At 67.1% G+C, this 12,158-nt stretch carries 15 protein-coding genes; 6 read left to right on the top strand and 9 right to left on the bottom strand.

Annotated features, from left to right (window positions below):
- Window positions 1-36: 36 nt before the first annotated feature.
- Window positions 37-210 (bottom strand): DUF1427 family protein, encoded by a 174-nt coding sequence (locus tag PST29_RS30945; protein WP_016965498.1) that lies wholly within the window; start codon window positions 208-210, stop codon window positions 37-39.
- A gap of 176 nt (window positions 211-386) precedes the next feature.
- Window positions 387-1,160: an AraC family transcriptional regulator gene (locus PST29_RS11560; protein ID WP_060838589.1), complete on the bottom strand. Its 774-nt coding sequence runs from the start codon at window positions 1,158-1,160 to the stop codon at window positions 387-389.
- Window positions 1,161-1,393: 233 nt separating this feature from the next.
- Between PST29_RS11560 and PST29_RS11555 the strand changes: the two genes are divergently transcribed.
- The gene (locus tag PST29_RS11555) at window positions 1,394-1,621 is read left to right on the top strand and encodes a DUF6555 family protein (protein WP_060838588.1); all 228 of its coding nucleotides are present in this window, start codon (window positions 1,394-1,396) and stop codon (window positions 1,619-1,621) included.
- A gap of 49 nt (window positions 1,622-1,670) precedes the next feature.
- Here PST29_RS11555 and PST29_RS30940 read toward each other — a convergent pair whose 3' ends face one another.
- Window positions 1,671-1,841, bottom strand: coding sequence for a metallothionein (locus PST29_RS30940; RefSeq protein WP_082729216.1), 171 nt, complete (start codon window positions 1,839-1,841; stop codon window positions 1,671-1,673).
- A 223-nt stretch (window positions 1,842-2,064) separates the two neighbouring features.
- Between PST29_RS30940 and glcD the strand changes: the two genes are divergently transcribed.
- From glcD to glcF, 3 genes are read left to right on the top strand one after another with little or no spacing between them, the layout of a single operon-like run.
- Entirely contained in the window at window positions 2,065-3,564 is a 1,500-nt protein-coding gene (gene glcD, locus PST29_RS11550) for a glycolate oxidase subunit GlcD (RefSeq protein ID WP_060843126.1), read from the top strand.
- The gene (glcE, locus tag PST29_RS11545) at window positions 3,564-4,628 is read left to right on the top strand and encodes a glycolate oxidase subunit GlcE (protein WP_060843125.1); all 1,065 of its coding nucleotides are present in this window, start codon (window positions 3,564-3,566) and stop codon (window positions 4,626-4,628) included. The genes glcD and glcE overlap by 1 nt, the downstream gene beginning before the upstream one ends.
- Window positions 4,629-4,631: 3 nt before the next feature.
- The gene (gene glcF, locus PST29_RS11540; RefSeq protein WP_060843124.1) at window positions 4,632-5,852 is read left to right on the top strand and encodes a glycolate oxidase subunit GlcF; all 1,221 of its coding nucleotides are present in this window, start codon (window positions 4,632-4,634) and stop codon (window positions 5,850-5,852) included.
- A 51-nt stretch (window positions 5,853-5,903) separates the two neighbouring features.
- On the opposite strand, the gene PST29_RS11535 is transcribed toward glcF, so the two are convergent.
- Window positions 5,904-6,353 carry a DMT family transporter gene (locus PST29_RS11535; protein ID WP_060838584.1) on the bottom strand — a complete coding sequence of 150 codons (450 nt, stop codon included), beginning with the start codon at window positions 6,351-6,353 and terminating at the stop codon, window positions 5,904-5,906.
- Between the two features lie 2 nt (window positions 6,354-6,355).
- Complete coding sequence (locus tag PST29_RS11530) at window positions 6,356-6,820, bottom strand: DMT family transporter (protein WP_060843123.1); 465 nt, start codon at window positions 6,818-6,820, stop codon at window positions 6,356-6,358.
- A 152-nt stretch (window positions 6,821-6,972) separates the two neighbouring features.
- Between PST29_RS11530 and PST29_RS11525 the strand changes: the two genes are divergently transcribed.
- Window positions 6,973-7,905 carry a LysR family transcriptional regulator gene (locus PST29_RS11525; protein ID WP_060843122.1) on the top strand — a complete coding sequence of 311 codons (933 nt, stop codon included), beginning with the start codon at window positions 6,973-6,975 and terminating at the stop codon, window positions 7,903-7,905.
- Between the two features lie 414 nt (window positions 7,906-8,319).
- On the opposite strand, the gene PST29_RS11520 is transcribed toward PST29_RS11525, so the two are convergent.
- Window positions 8,320-9,639, bottom strand: a complete 1,320-nt coding sequence (locus tag PST29_RS11520; protein WP_060838581.1) for an Nramp family divalent metal transporter — start codon at window positions 9,637-9,639, stop codon at window positions 8,320-8,322.
- Between the two features lie 158 nt (window positions 9,640-9,797).
- Here PST29_RS11520 and PST29_RS11515 point away from each other — a divergent pair, with 158 nt between their 5' ends.
- Window positions 9,798-10,259, top strand: a complete 462-nt coding sequence (locus PST29_RS11515; protein WP_060845094.1) for a thiol-disulfide oxidoreductase DCC family protein — start codon at window positions 9,798-9,800, stop codon at window positions 10,257-10,259.
- A gap of 18 nt (window positions 10,260-10,277) precedes the next feature.
- On the opposite strand, the gene PST29_RS11510 is transcribed toward PST29_RS11515, so the two are convergent.
- The 3 genes from PST29_RS11510 to folE are packed head-to-tail and all read right to left on the bottom strand — an operon-like array spanning window position 10,278 to window position 11,918.
- Window positions 10,278-10,805 (bottom strand): DUF3833 domain-containing protein, encoded by a 528-nt coding sequence (locus PST29_RS11510; protein WP_060838580.1) that lies wholly within the window; start codon window positions 10,803-10,805, stop codon window positions 10,278-10,280.
- A gap of 24 nt (window positions 10,806-10,829) precedes the next feature.
- On the bottom strand, window positions 10,830-11,357 hold the full coding sequence (locus tag PST29_RS11505; protein ID WP_060838579.1) for a chalcone isomerase family protein: 528 nt from the start codon (window positions 11,355-11,357) through the stop codon (window positions 10,830-10,832).
- Window positions 11,358-11,918, bottom strand: coding sequence for a GTP cyclohydrolase I FolE (folE, locus tag PST29_RS11500; protein ID WP_060838578.1), 561 nt, complete (start codon window positions 11,916-11,918; stop codon window positions 11,358-11,360).
- Window positions 11,919-12,158: the final 240 nt, after the last annotated feature.

Raw genomic sequence — 12,158 nt, 5'->3', positions numbered from 1 at the left:
ATCGGTTCCATGGGTCAGGGGTTAAAAAGCGCGTGTTCAGGACAGCCAACTGCTCAACAACTGGCGCCCCAGCGGCCACAACTGCTCACCGCCGAGCATGCCCAGCAGGCCCACCAGGGCAATCGCCGGCGGCGCCGGGGAACGCACCTGCAAGGCGCCGTAAAGCAGGCCGACCAGCAGACCGGCGGCCAGGGAGATCAGGTAATTCATGTGGCGCTCCAGAAGCCGTGGCGTCCGTGCCAGGGTGATGTGGCGTGTGCGACAAAGTCTAGGTGGCGAGCGCTAGCGGCATCGGCCAAGTGCTTCAGGATTTCGGCCAAGACCGTAACCTGTAGCCGCTGCCGCAGGCTGCGAACGGGCCCGAAGGGCACGCTGGGCAGGCGCCGCTACCCCAGGTTGGCGCTGGCGTACTGGGAAGGCGCGACACCCAGTTCGCGGCGGAACATGTCGCTGAAGCTGCTGGGGGAATAGCCCAGTTCGAGGGCAATGCGGCTCACCGGTACACCCTGGATCAGCTCCGCGGCAGCGGTGGCCAGTTGCACCTGGCGCCGCCATTCGGCAAAGCCCAGGCCCAACTGTTCCTTGAACAGCCGCGCCAGGGTGCGCACGCTGGCCCCTGCCGCGTCGGCGTGCTGTTCAAAGGAAATGGCCAGGGACGGTGCCGCCATCACCGCCTGGCACAGGCTGCTCAGGCGCCGGTCGGAAGCGTCCGGCAGGGCGATCTTCAGCAGCGAGCGGCGGGCCCGTTGCAGCTCCAGCAAAGCCAGCGCGACCAGCGCCTCGTAGTACTCCGGCTGCGGCGGGTCGAGCTCCACCAGGCGCACGATCAGCTCCCGCAGCAGGTTGTCCACCTGCAGCACCTGGACGCTGGGGTCCAGGGTCGCCGCCAGGGACGGACGCAAGTAGATATTGCGCATCTGCAAGTCGCTGACCACGCGAATCCCGTGTCGTACCCCGGGCGGCAGCCACACGGCCCGCTGCGGCGGCACCACCAGGGCCTCGGTGGGCGTCTCGACCCACATCACTCCGCTCATGGCGTACAGCAACTGGCCCCAGGCGTGTTCGTGGGGCTCGATGAACAACCCGCGCGGATAGGTGCGAGCCAGGGGTTGCACGGGGATCGCGGGGTCGCTCAGATCGGGAGGGGTGGCCAGGGCCATGACAAGCTCGCAACGGGTCGGCGGGGGCTCATGGTAACCAGCGTCTGCAGCGCCCGCCAGCCGCCGGAAAGCGCACCGGGAACAGGCAGCTTTCAGGGGCCCGGCGGCATCGCCCCGGCCTTGGGCCGGTCCACGCCCGGGCAACGACCGTTGGCGCCAGAGTCGGACAATCAAAGTGAATTTTTTGGTGCCCGCAGGATCACTCAAGAATCACAGGGAGGAAGAACGGCTCTATGAACAACGCAAAACTTTTCGTCATCGAATACACCCTTCACGGCGCGCCCAAGTCCTTCATCATCCGCCAGGACAAGATGGACAACGCCGAGGCCTGGCACTGGGCCAGTTGCGATGCCGGTGTCGGACGCATCGGCCGCTTCGGCCGGGAACGGGTAAAGAAAACCAGCAAGCCCATGGCCGAGAAGTTCGGCATCGAGAACGTCACCTGGCGCCCTTCGGTCTAGGCGCCACCGATGCGGGTGGGGCCCTGTGGCTCCACCCGCCCTGCCCGCTTCAGCCGTGGGCGCCCTTGGCGCATTTGCAGCCGTCGGTGGAGGCACAAGGTTCACCGTGGGCGTGGTGATCGGCGCACGCCTGACAGCAGTAGTGCTTACCGTGACGGACAATCGGGTGGGCGCCGAGCTTGCAGGTGCAAGCCGGACAGGCACAGGTTTCATTGGACATGGCTGGGTTCCTCTTTCGGATGAGACTCGATCAGCGCAGCACCTGAAACGGCAGCGTTCAGCGCAGGGTTCGAGTACTTGGAAAGGTTAGGTCAATCCGCTGCGCTTACCCGGCCACAAGCGACTAAAGTGGTGCAGCCAGCGCCAGCGCAGACGGACGGACACCAGACCCGCTGATAGCCCTGTCGCGACCTGATAAAAACCACTCAAGGTCCTTCGCCGCCATGACCATGCTCTACGACGAACGCCTCGACGGCGCCCTGCCCGAGGTCGACCGCCAGGCCCTGATCCAGGCCCTGCGCCAACAGCTTCCGGAGCTCGAGCTGCTGGACCAGGAGCAGCAGCTCAAGCCCTACGAGTGCGATGGCCTCAGCGCCTACCGCAGCACGCCGATGCTGGTGGCCCTGCCCCGGCACCTGGACCAGGTGCAGCGCATCCTGCAGATCTGCCATGCGCACCGCGTGCCGGTGGTGGCCCGGGGCGCTGGCACCGGCCTGTCCGGCGGCGCCCTGCCCCTGGAAAACGGCCTGTTGCTGGTGATGGCGCGCTTCAAGGACATCCTGCAGATCGACCCCGCCGCGCGTTGTGCCAGGCTCCAGCCCGGGGTGCGCAACCTGGCCATCTCCCAGGCCGCCGCGCCCTTCGGCCTGTACTACGCCCCCGACCCGTCTTCGCAGATCGCCTGTTCGATTGGCGGCAACGTCGCGGAAAACGCCGGCGGCGTGCACTGCCTGAAATACGGCCTGACCGTGCACAACCTGCTCAAGGTCCAGATGCTCAGCGTCGAGGGCCAGCCCCTGACCCTGGGCAGCGACGCCCTGGATTCGCCGGGCTTCGACCTGCTGGCGCTGTTCACCGGCTCCGAGGGCCTGCTGGGGGTGATCACCGAAGTCACGGTCAAGCTGCTGCCCAAGCCGCAGATCGCCAAGGTGCTGCTGGCGGCCTTCGATTCGGTGGAAGCCGCCGGCCGCGCCGTGGCCGAGATCATTGCCGCGGGGATCATCCCCGGCGGCCTGGAGATGATGGACAACCTGGCGATCCGCGCCGCCGAGGACTTCATCCACGCCGGCTACCCGGTGGACGCCGCGGCCATCCTGCTGTGCGAACTGGACGGCGTGGAAGCCGATGTCCACGACGACTGCGAGCGGGTGCGCCAGGTGCTGGAACGCGCCGGCGCCAGGGAGGTGCGCCTGGCCCGCGACGAAGCCGAGCGCGTGCGCTTCTGGGCCGGGCGCAAGAACGCCTTCCCGGCGGTGGGGCGCCTGGCGCCGGACTACTACTGCATGGACGGCACCATTCCCCGCCGGCAGTTGCCGGGGGTGCTGCGGGGCATCGCCCGCCTGGCCGAGGAGTACCAGCTGCGGGTGGCCAATGTGTTCCATGCCGGCGACGGCAACATGCACCCGCTGATCCTGTTCGACGCCAACCAGCCCGGCGAGCTGCAACGGGCCGAGGCCCTGGGCGGCAAGATCCTCGAACTGTGCGTGGCGGTGGGTGGCAGCATCACCGGCGAACACGGCGTGGGCCGGGAAAAAATCAACCAGATGTGCGCCCAGTTCAACCACCACGAACTGCACCTGTTCCACGCCATCAAGGCGGCCTTCGACCCCGGCGGCCTGCTCAACCCCGGGAAGAACATCCCGACCCTGCAACGCTGCGCGGAATTCGGCGCCATGCACATCCATCACGGGCAACTGCCCTTCCCCGAACTGGAGCGGTTCTGATGAGCACGGACAGCGATTTCGATGCCACCGAGGCGTGGCTGGAACAGGTGCGCGACGCCCTGCAGAGCCGTACGCCGCTGCGCATCCAGGGCTCCAACAGCAAGGCCTTTCTCGGCCGCGAGTGCGCCGGGGAAATCCTCGACACCCGCAGCCATCGCGGCATCGTCAGCTATGACCCCACGGAGCTGGTGATCAGTGCCCGGGCCGGCACCCCGCTCAGTGAATTGCACGCCACCCTGGACGCCGCCGGGCAGATGCTGCCCTGCGAGCCGCCGTCCTTCGGCGCCGGCGCGACCCTGGGCGGCATGCTCGCCAGTGGCCTGTCCGGGCCGCGTCGACCCTGGGCCGGCGCGGTACGGGATTTCGTCCTCGGCACCCGGATCATCAGCGGCGGCGGCCAGCACCTGCGCTTTGGCGGCGAGGTGATGAAGAACGTCGCCGGTTACGACCTGTCGCGGCTGATGGCCGGCAGCTACGGCTGCCTGGGGCTGATCACCGAAGTCTCGTTGAAGGTCCTGCCCAAGCCCCGGCAATGCCTGAGCCTGAGCCTGGAAATGGACCGCCGGCGCGCCCTCGCGCAACTGGCCGAATGGGGCCAGCAGCCCTTGCCGATCAGCGCCGCCTGCCATGACGGCGAGCGCCTGCACCTGCGCCTGGAAGGCGGCGAAGGCTCGGTGGCGGCGGCCCATGAGCGCCTGGGCGGCGAGCCTCTGGATTCGGGCTACTGGAGCCAGCTCAATGAACAGCAGCTGGACTTCTTCAACCCCGGCCTGCCGCTGTGGCGCCTGTCGCTGCCGCACAACACGCCGCTGCTGGCACTGCCCGGCGAACAACTGCTGGACTGGGGCGGCGCCCAGCGCTGGCTGAAGACCGAGGCCACGGCCGCCGAGATCCGCGCCGCCGTCAGCGCCGTCGGCGGCCACGCCAGCTGCTACAGCCACGGCCTGCAAGACAGCCCGTTCCAGCCCCTGGCGCCGACCCTGCTGCACTACCACCAGCGGCTCAAGGCGCAGCTGGACCCGCAAGGGATCTTCAACCCCGGCCGACTCTACGCGGAGCTCTAGACCATGCAGACCACCCTCAGCCCCGAGGCCCGGCAACTGCCCCGGGCCGCCGAAGCCGAGCGCATCCTGCGCAGCTGCGTGCATTGCGGCTTCTGCAACGCCACCTGCCCAACCTACCAGTTGCTGGGCGACGAGCTGGACGGCCCGCGGGGGCGCATCTACCTGATCAAGCAGGTGCTCGAAGGCGCCCCGGCCACCGCCCAGGCCCAGCAGCACCTGGACCGCTGCCTGTCGTGCCGCAACTGCGAGAGCACCTGCCCGTCCGGGGTCGACTACCACAACCTGCTGGACATCGGCCGCGCCGTGGTCGATGCCGCCCTGCCCCGGCCCGTCGGCCAGCAACTGCTGCGCCGCGGGCTGCGAGCCCTTAGCGCCAACCCGCGGCTGTTCAAGGCCCTGATCAACAGCGGCAGCCGCCTGCGCCCGCTGCTGCCCCAGGCGCTGCAGGACAAGCTGCCGCGCCAGCTGCCCACGGCCAAGCCGCGCCCCGCCCCGCGCCATTCGCGGCGCGTGCTGTTGCTCGAAGGCTGCGTGCAGCCGGGGTTGTCGCCCAACACCAATGCCGCGGCGGCGCGAGTCCTGGATCGCCTGGGCATCAGCGTGCAGCCGGTCGCCGAGGCCGGCTGCTGCGGCGCCGTGGACTATCACCTGGACGCCCAGGCAGCCGGCTTGCAGCGTGCCCGACGCAACATCGACGCCTGGTGGCCGCACCTGCAACAGGGCGCCGAGGCGATCATCCAGACCGCCAGCGGCTGTGGCGCCTTCATCAAGGAGTACCAGCAGCTGCTGGCCCACGACCCGGCCTACCGCGACAAGGCCCGGCAGGTCAGCGCCCTGGCCCGGGACCTGGTGGAGGTGCTGCACAACGAACCCGTGGAACAGCTCGGCGCCCACAGCGAACAGCGTCTGGCCTTCCATTGCCCCTGTACCCTGCAGCACGCGCAGAAGCTCGGCGGCGCCGTGGAAAGCCTGCTGCAGCGCCTGGGCTTCAACCTCACCGCGGTGCCCGACAGCCACCTGTGCTGCGGCTCGGCGGGCACCTATTCGCTGACCCAGCCGGCGCTGGCACGGCAACTGCGGGACGACAAGCTGCGGGCCCTGGAAAGCGGCCAGCCGGAGTTGATCGTCACCGCCAACATCGGCTGCCAGACCCACCTCGATGGCGCCGGCCGCACCCCGGTCCGCCACTGGATCGAGGTGCTGGAGGATTCGCTTCGCTCATAAGCTGCCAGCTTCAAGCTTGCGGCTTGCGGCTTGCGGCTTATGGCTTATGGCTTATGGCCGCGCATTGCTGCGGTACATGAACAGCAGCGCCAGGGCCAGGCACAGCATTGCCAGCAGGCGGCTGGAGGACAGCTCGATGGCCGGGTTGCCGAACCAGCCGAAGTTGTCGATCAGCATGCCCATGCCCAACTGCCCGAGAATCACCGCCACCGTGGCCACCGCGGTGCCCACCCGCGGCACCGCGCCGACCATCACCAGCATGTAGACCACGCCGAACAGCGCACCGGTCAGTTGCCATTTCGGCGCCTGAAGCAAGGTCATGGCCTGGGGCGGCTGGAAAAACACGATCAACAGACCGGTGATCAAGGCGCCCACGGCAAAGGTCAGCAGGCTGCTGCGCAACACCCCGACGCTTTCTCCCAGGCGGCCATTGATCGCCGCCTGCACACTGAGCACCGCACCCGCAGCCACCACCAGCACCAACAATAGAATCAGGTTCATATTCAACCTCGGGCGATCAGGATCAGGGCCACGACAATCAGCACCAGGGCCAGCCAGCGTTCGCCATTGACCGGCTTGCGGGCGCTGCCGAACCAGCCGTAATGGTCGATCAGCACGCTCTTGCCCACTTGCCCGGAGAGGATCGCGATCATGGTCATGGCAATGCCGATATGGGGCGTGGCCAGGGTCAGCACCACCACGTAGATCGGCCCCAGCACCCCGCCGAGCAGCTGCCAGCGCGGCAACTGGCTCAGGGCCGGCCCCGGCTGCGGGCCGCTGAACAACAGCAGCAGAAACAGCAGCGCCGCGCCCACGCCGAAGATGCTCAGGGTGGCCCACAGATGCCCGACCTGGGCGCCCAGCGGGCCGAGCAAGCCGGCCTCCACCGACAGGCCCATGCCGGCCAGGATCACCAGCGGCAACAGTATCAGGCGCTGCCAGCCGGCAGCGGGCGCGGCGCCCGCCATCGGCTTCGGCAGCGGTGTATCTAGAGCTTCAGAGGACATGCGACACCTGCTCGACATCAAGGAATGGCCGGCATTATCGATTGCACGAGCTTTGCGATAAATGCCAGCATGCCGACAACTCTTTTGCGCAAAACGCACAGCAGGACGCCCCCATGCAAGGCTTCAACGATCTCGGTTTCAAGGCCCTGCGCCTGTTCATCGCGGTGCTCGACCAGGGCAGTTTCTCGGCCGTGGCACGCCGCGAGGGGCTGGCGCCCTCGTCCATCTCGCGGCAGATCCAGCTGATGGAACAGGCCCTGGGCCAGCAGTTGCTCTATCGCCACACCCGCGCCGTCAGCCCCACCGAGGCCGGGCGCCTGCTGGGCCATCATGCGCGACGGGTGCTGGCGCAGTGGGAAGAAGCCGAACAGGCGCTGCAGGAACAGCAGGACGAACCGGCCGGGCTGGTACGGATCAACGCCCCGGTGGTGTTCGGCCAGCGTCACCTGTCGCCCTGGCTTGGCGAGCTGCTGGGCCGCTACCCCAAGCTGCAACTGGAGATCCAGCAGACCGACAACTACATCGATCCCTTGCAGGACGGCACCGACCTGCTGTTTCGCATCGGCACCCTGGAAGACTCCTCGATGCAGGCCCGCCTGCTGGCCCCGCAGCGCTACCGGGTGGCGGCCAGCCCGGCCTACCTGGCCCGGCATGGCACACCGCACCACCCGCAGCAGTTGCAGCAGCACCAGTGCCTGGCCTACAAGGGCGAAACCGGCCAGCAACGCTGGTTCTTCCGCCAGGGCCGGGGCGACTGGACGCCCTACAGCGTCAAGGGCCCCCTGACCGGCAACCACGCCGACACCCTGACCCAGGCCGCCGAACAGGGCCTGGGGCTGGTGATGTTTCCTTCCTGGCTGATTGGCGAGGCCCTGCACCAGGGCCGTCTGGTGGCGCTGTTCGAAGGCTTCGAAGTGGCCACCAGCCTCGAACCGCAACAGATCGCCGCCCTGTGGCCCGGTAGCCGACGGCTGTCAGTGAAAGTGCGCACCGTGATCGACTTCTTCGTCGAGAAATTCGGCCCGGAGCCCTATTGGGATCGCTAGCGCCACCGCCACCCGCGCACCCGCCCCGTAACCGTAGGAGCTGGCTTGCCAGCGAAAGCGTCGGCAAGACCGGCACCCGACTCAGCGGCCCCTTCGCCGGCAAGCCGGCTCCTACAAGACCATCGCACTCCCCCGTAGGAGCTGACTTGCCAGCGAAAGCGTCGGCAAGACCTGCACAAGACTCAGCGGCCTCTTCGCCGGCAAGCCGGCTCCTACAAAACCATCGCATTCCCCCGTAGGAGCTGGCTTGCCAGCGAAAGCGTCGGCAAGACCGGCACAAGACTCAGCGACCCCTTCGCCGGCAAGCCGGCTCCTACAGGACCATCGCATTCCCACGTAGGAGCTGGCTTGCCAGCGAAAGCGTCGGCAAGACCTGCACAAGACTCAGCGGCCTCTTCGCCGGCAAGCCGGCTCCTACAGGAAGAGTTGGGCAATCAGCCAGGCGTTGGCGGCGCTGATGATGGCGAACAGGCTCCAGGCGAGGATCCGGGTCGGCCAGCGGTTGACGAATTCGCCCATCAGGCGCCGGTCGTTGGTCATGCGAATCAGCGGGTACAGGGCGAACGGCAACTGCAGGCTGAGCACCACCTGGCTCAGCACCAGCAACTGGCCCACGGCGCCGTCGCCCAGCAGCCAGACACCGATGAACGCCGGGATCAGCGCCAGCCCGCGGGTGATCAGGCGCCGTTGCCAGCAGGGAATCCGCAGGTTCAGGTAACCCTCCATGATCACCTGCCCGGCAATGGTTCCGGTGAAGGTCGAGCTCTGCCCCGAGGCCAGCAGCGCCACGCCGAACAGCACGCTGGCCAGGGCTCCGCCCACCAGCGGATCGAGCAGGTGGTAGGCATCCTGGATTTCCACCACGTCGCTGTGGCCGGTGTTGTGGAAGGCCGCGGCGGCGAGGATCAGGATCGCTGCGTTCACCAGCAGCGCCAGGGCCAGGGAGCCGATGGTGTCGATCCGCGCCAGCTTGATGGCGTCGGCGCGGCTGGCCCGGTCCTGGCCGATCAAGCGGGTCTGCACCACCGAGGTGTGCAGGTAGAGGTTGTGGGGCATCACCGTGGCGCCGAGGATGCCAATCGCCAGGTACAGCGGTGCGGCGTCGCTGATGGCCGAGAGCGACGGGGTGAAGCCCCGGGCCACGTCCGGCCAGTAGGGTTTGATCAGCAGCAGTTCAATGAAGAAACACACGCCGATGGTCGCCACCAGCGCCAGCATGATCGCCTCCAGCCGGCGAAAGCCGCGGTTCTGCAAGGCCAGCACCAGCAAGGTGTCGAAGGCGGTGATGACGATCCCGGTGCTCAGCGACACCCCCAGCAACAGGTGGAACGCCAGGGCGCAGCCCAGCACTTCGGCAAGGTCGGTGGCGATGATCGACACCTCGGCCGCCAGCCATTGGGCCCGGGCCGAACGGCGGCTGTAGCGCTCCCGGCACAGCTGCGCCAGATCGCGCCCCGTGGCAATGCCCAGGCGCGAGCACAGGCATTGCACCGCCATGCCGGCCAGGCTCGCCAGCAGCACCACGAACAGCAGGTTGTAGCCATAGCGCGAGCCGGCCTCGATGGCCGTGGCCCAGTTGCCGGGGTCCATGTAGCCGATGGAGATCAGCAGCCCGGGGCCGGCAAAGCGCAGCAGGCGCTTGAACAACGAGGCACGGGGATCGACGGATACGGAACCCGCCACTTCCGGCGGACAAAAGGGCGCTGTGGCGATTTTCGGCAGGCTGAATTTCACGGGGATTTCCACGACGGATTGGAGCAAGGGCCCAGCTTAGAGGTTTCAGCCCGGGCACCCAAGCCTGAATATTGACCTTGAAGGGGCGTATGCTGCTGCCTTTGCAGCGCCTGGCGGCCCCTGCCGCAGGCTTCGATAGCACGCCCAAGGTGGCCCCCGTGAACAGCCCTGCGACCGATCCCCGCCCCGACACCCTGCCCCCCTTCCTGCACCCCGGTGACCGGGTCCTGCTGTTCGACGGGGTGTGCAAGCTGTGCAATGCCTCGGTGCAGTTCGTGATCCGCCACGACCGCCAGCGGCGGATCAAGCTGGCGTCGATGCAATCGCCCCAGGGCCAGGCCTTGCTGAAGTGGTTCGGCCAGCCCACGGATCAGTTCGACACGGTCCTGCTGATCGAAGACCGAGGCCTGTCCCAACGTTCCGAGGCCTTTATCCGCCTGATGGCACAACTGCCCGCGCCCTGGCGCTGGCTGCGCCTGCTGCGCTGGATCCCGCGGCCGCTGCGGGACTGGGCCTACGACCGGATCGCTGGCAATCGCTACCGCTGGTTCGGCCGGAATGAGGTGTGCCTGCTGCCGAGACCCGAGCATCGCGGACGCTTTCTCGACGACCCGTCCTGAGGCACGGGTCGAGCGCCGTCAGTTGGGCTGGCGGCGGAAGAACAGGCTGACCTGCCCCAGCTCGAAGCCGAACTTGGTCATGTAGGAGCGATTGGCCAGGGTGTTTTCGTCCAACAGGTACATCCAGTCGTCGAAGTGCACCTGGTAGGTCTTGCCGTCCACCGGCAGGTTGAGCACGTAGCGCCAGCGCAGGGCATTGCCGGACACCTCGCCCAGGGCCTCGCCGACCACATCGTCGGCGGTGCCGCGCCACAGTCCAGGCCCCGCCGGGACCAGGGTCCAGACCCGGGTCTGGCGGGTGCCGTCGCTGTAGGTGAAGTCCTCGTGCATGATGAATTTCTCGCCCTCGCTGCGGCTGTCGATCTGCACATGGAAGCGTTTGATCACCTCGCCGGAGCGCTTCTGAAACAGGCCCCAGGCCTCGACCCGGCCAGTGAAGAACTGGCGCAGTTCCAGCTCGGGTTTCTGCTCGCGGTACTGCTTGACGTCGGTGTCGCTGCAGGCGACCAGGCCCAGGCACAGCAACAGCAGGTATTTCTTGAACATGGCACATCTCCTGTGCTGCGCCGGCTATTGGCCCAGCAGTTGTGCGCGCAGCTGCGGATTGCGCGTGCGCGGGTCGAGCCAGATGGCGAAGAACGCGCGGGCGAAGGCCTCGTCCTCCACCCTGTACTGCAAGTGCTGGTCGACAAAGAACTCCACCCCGCGTCCCGGCAGAAACACCCCGGTGATGCGCTGGCCCGGTTCGACATCGACGAAGGCACGCTGCATCTGCGCCTGCCAATCCTTGAGTTGCGCCGGGCTGACCGCGCTGCCGGACAAGCGTTGGATCTCGTCGAGGCTGGTCTGCACCAGCTCGTCGCGGCGGATCGTGCGCCGATAGGTCAGCTCCAGGGCGAAGGGGCTGTCGTCCGTCAGCGGCAACGCCCTGCCCCAGAGCCGCGCGTGGTAGACCTTGAAGCCGAACCAGCTGAACTCGCCACTGCCCAGCAGCCGGGCCTCGGGCAGCGACGCCTGCCAGTCGGCGCTGGCCGTGGCGCTGAGCAGCACCAGCAGCCACAACCAGCGCCTCAACGGAACACGTCCGGCGCGGTTCATTCAGGAACGCCTGGGCAGCAATTGGAGAAACTCCTGGCGGGTGCTGCTGCAGTCGCGAAAGGCCCCGAGCATCACCGAGGTGTTCATCATGGAGTTCTGCTTCTCCACCCCGCGCATCATCATGCACATGTGCCGCGCCTGGATGACCACCGCCACCCCGGCGGCCCGGGTCACTTCCTGGATCGCCTCGGCGATCTGCCGGGTGAGGTTCTCCTGGATCTGCAGGCGCCGCGCGTACATGTCGACGATCCGCGCCACCTTGGACAGCCCCAGCACCTTGCCGGTGGGGATGTAAGCCACATGGGCCTGACCGATGAAGGGCAGCAGGTGGTGTTCGCACAGGGAATACAGCTCGATGTCCTGGACAATCACCATCTCGTCGCTGCTGGAGCTGAACAGCGCGCCGTTGACCAACTCGTCAAGGCGGGTGTCGTAACCGTGACACAGATAGCGCAAGGCCTTTGCCGCCCGCTGCGGGGTGTCCCGCAGGCCCTCGCGCGAGGGGTCTTCACCCAAGCCCTGGAGAATGCCGTGAAAGTGCTGAGAAAGAGGATCGTGCATGGCGCATGGGTTCCGAAAAGCTGGCGAGGCGGGCAATTCCTTGCACGTGCCAAGGAAAAAAAAGAGCCCCGAGGTGGCCGACCACACAACTGACCCAGCCCCGGTTCCACCCGGGCCTGACCTCGGAGCCCCAAAAGCGTGAAGAGCGAGCGACTGCCCCTGAAAGGACGGAACAGGCATCGGCACATTTCACCCTTAAAAACCTATACGACAAATTAATTTTTGTACAATTTTTATCGA

It is taken from the genome of Pseudomonas sp. St29 (genome assembly GCF_001547915.1).
GTDB lineage: Bacteria > Pseudomonadota > Gammaproteobacteria > Pseudomonadales > Pseudomonadaceae > Aquipseudomonas.
Note: the sequence above shows the minus strand (reverse complement) of the source record. Positions and strands in the feature narration are given on the sequence as shown.

Coding starts and splice junctions, on each gene's coding strand:
- PST29_RS30945 (WP_016965498.1), bottom strand. CDS start 210: ATGAATTACCTGATCTCCCTGGCCGCCGGTCTGCTGGTCGGCCTGCTT.
- PST29_RS11560 (WP_060838589.1), bottom strand. CDS start 1,160: ATGGCCCTGGCCACCCCTCCCGATCTGAGCGACCCCGCGATCCCCGTG.
- PST29_RS11555 (WP_060838588.1), top strand. CDS start 1,394: ATGAACAACGCAAAACTTTTCGTCATCGAATACACCCTTCACGGCGCG.
- PST29_RS30940 (WP_082729216.1), bottom strand. CDS start 1,841: ATGTCCAATGAAACCTGTGCCTGTCCGGCTTGCACCTGCAAGCTCGGC.
- glcD (WP_060843126.1), top strand. CDS start 2,065: ATGACCATGCTCTACGACGAACGCCTCGACGGCGCCCTGCCCGAGGTC.
- glcE (WP_060843125.1), top strand. CDS start 3,564: ATGAGCACGGACAGCGATTTCGATGCCACCGAGGCGTGGCTGGAACAG.
- glcF (WP_060843124.1), top strand. CDS start 4,632: ATGCAGACCACCCTCAGCCCCGAGGCCCGGCAACTGCCCCGGGCCGCC.
- PST29_RS11535 (WP_060838584.1), bottom strand. CDS start 6,353: ATGAACCTGATTCTATTGTTGGTGCTGGTGGTGGCTGCGGGTGCGGTG.
- PST29_RS11530 (WP_060843123.1), bottom strand. CDS start 6,820: ATGGCGGGCGCCGCGCCCGCTGCCGGCTGGCAGCGCCTGATACTGTTG.
- PST29_RS11525 (WP_060843122.1), top strand. CDS start 6,973: ATGCAAGGCTTCAACGATCTCGGTTTCAAGGCCCTGCGCCTGTTCATC.
- PST29_RS11510 (WP_060838580.1), bottom strand. CDS start 10,805: ATGTTCAAGAAATACCTGCTGTTGCTGTGCCTGGGCCTGGTCGCCTGC.
- PST29_RS11505 (WP_060838579.1), bottom strand. CDS start 11,357: ATGAACCGCGCCGGACGTGTTCCGTTGAGGCGCTGGTTGTGGCTGCTG.
- folE (WP_060838578.1), bottom strand. CDS start 11,918: ATGCACGATCCTCTTTCTCAGCACTTTCACGGCATTCTCCAGGGCTTG.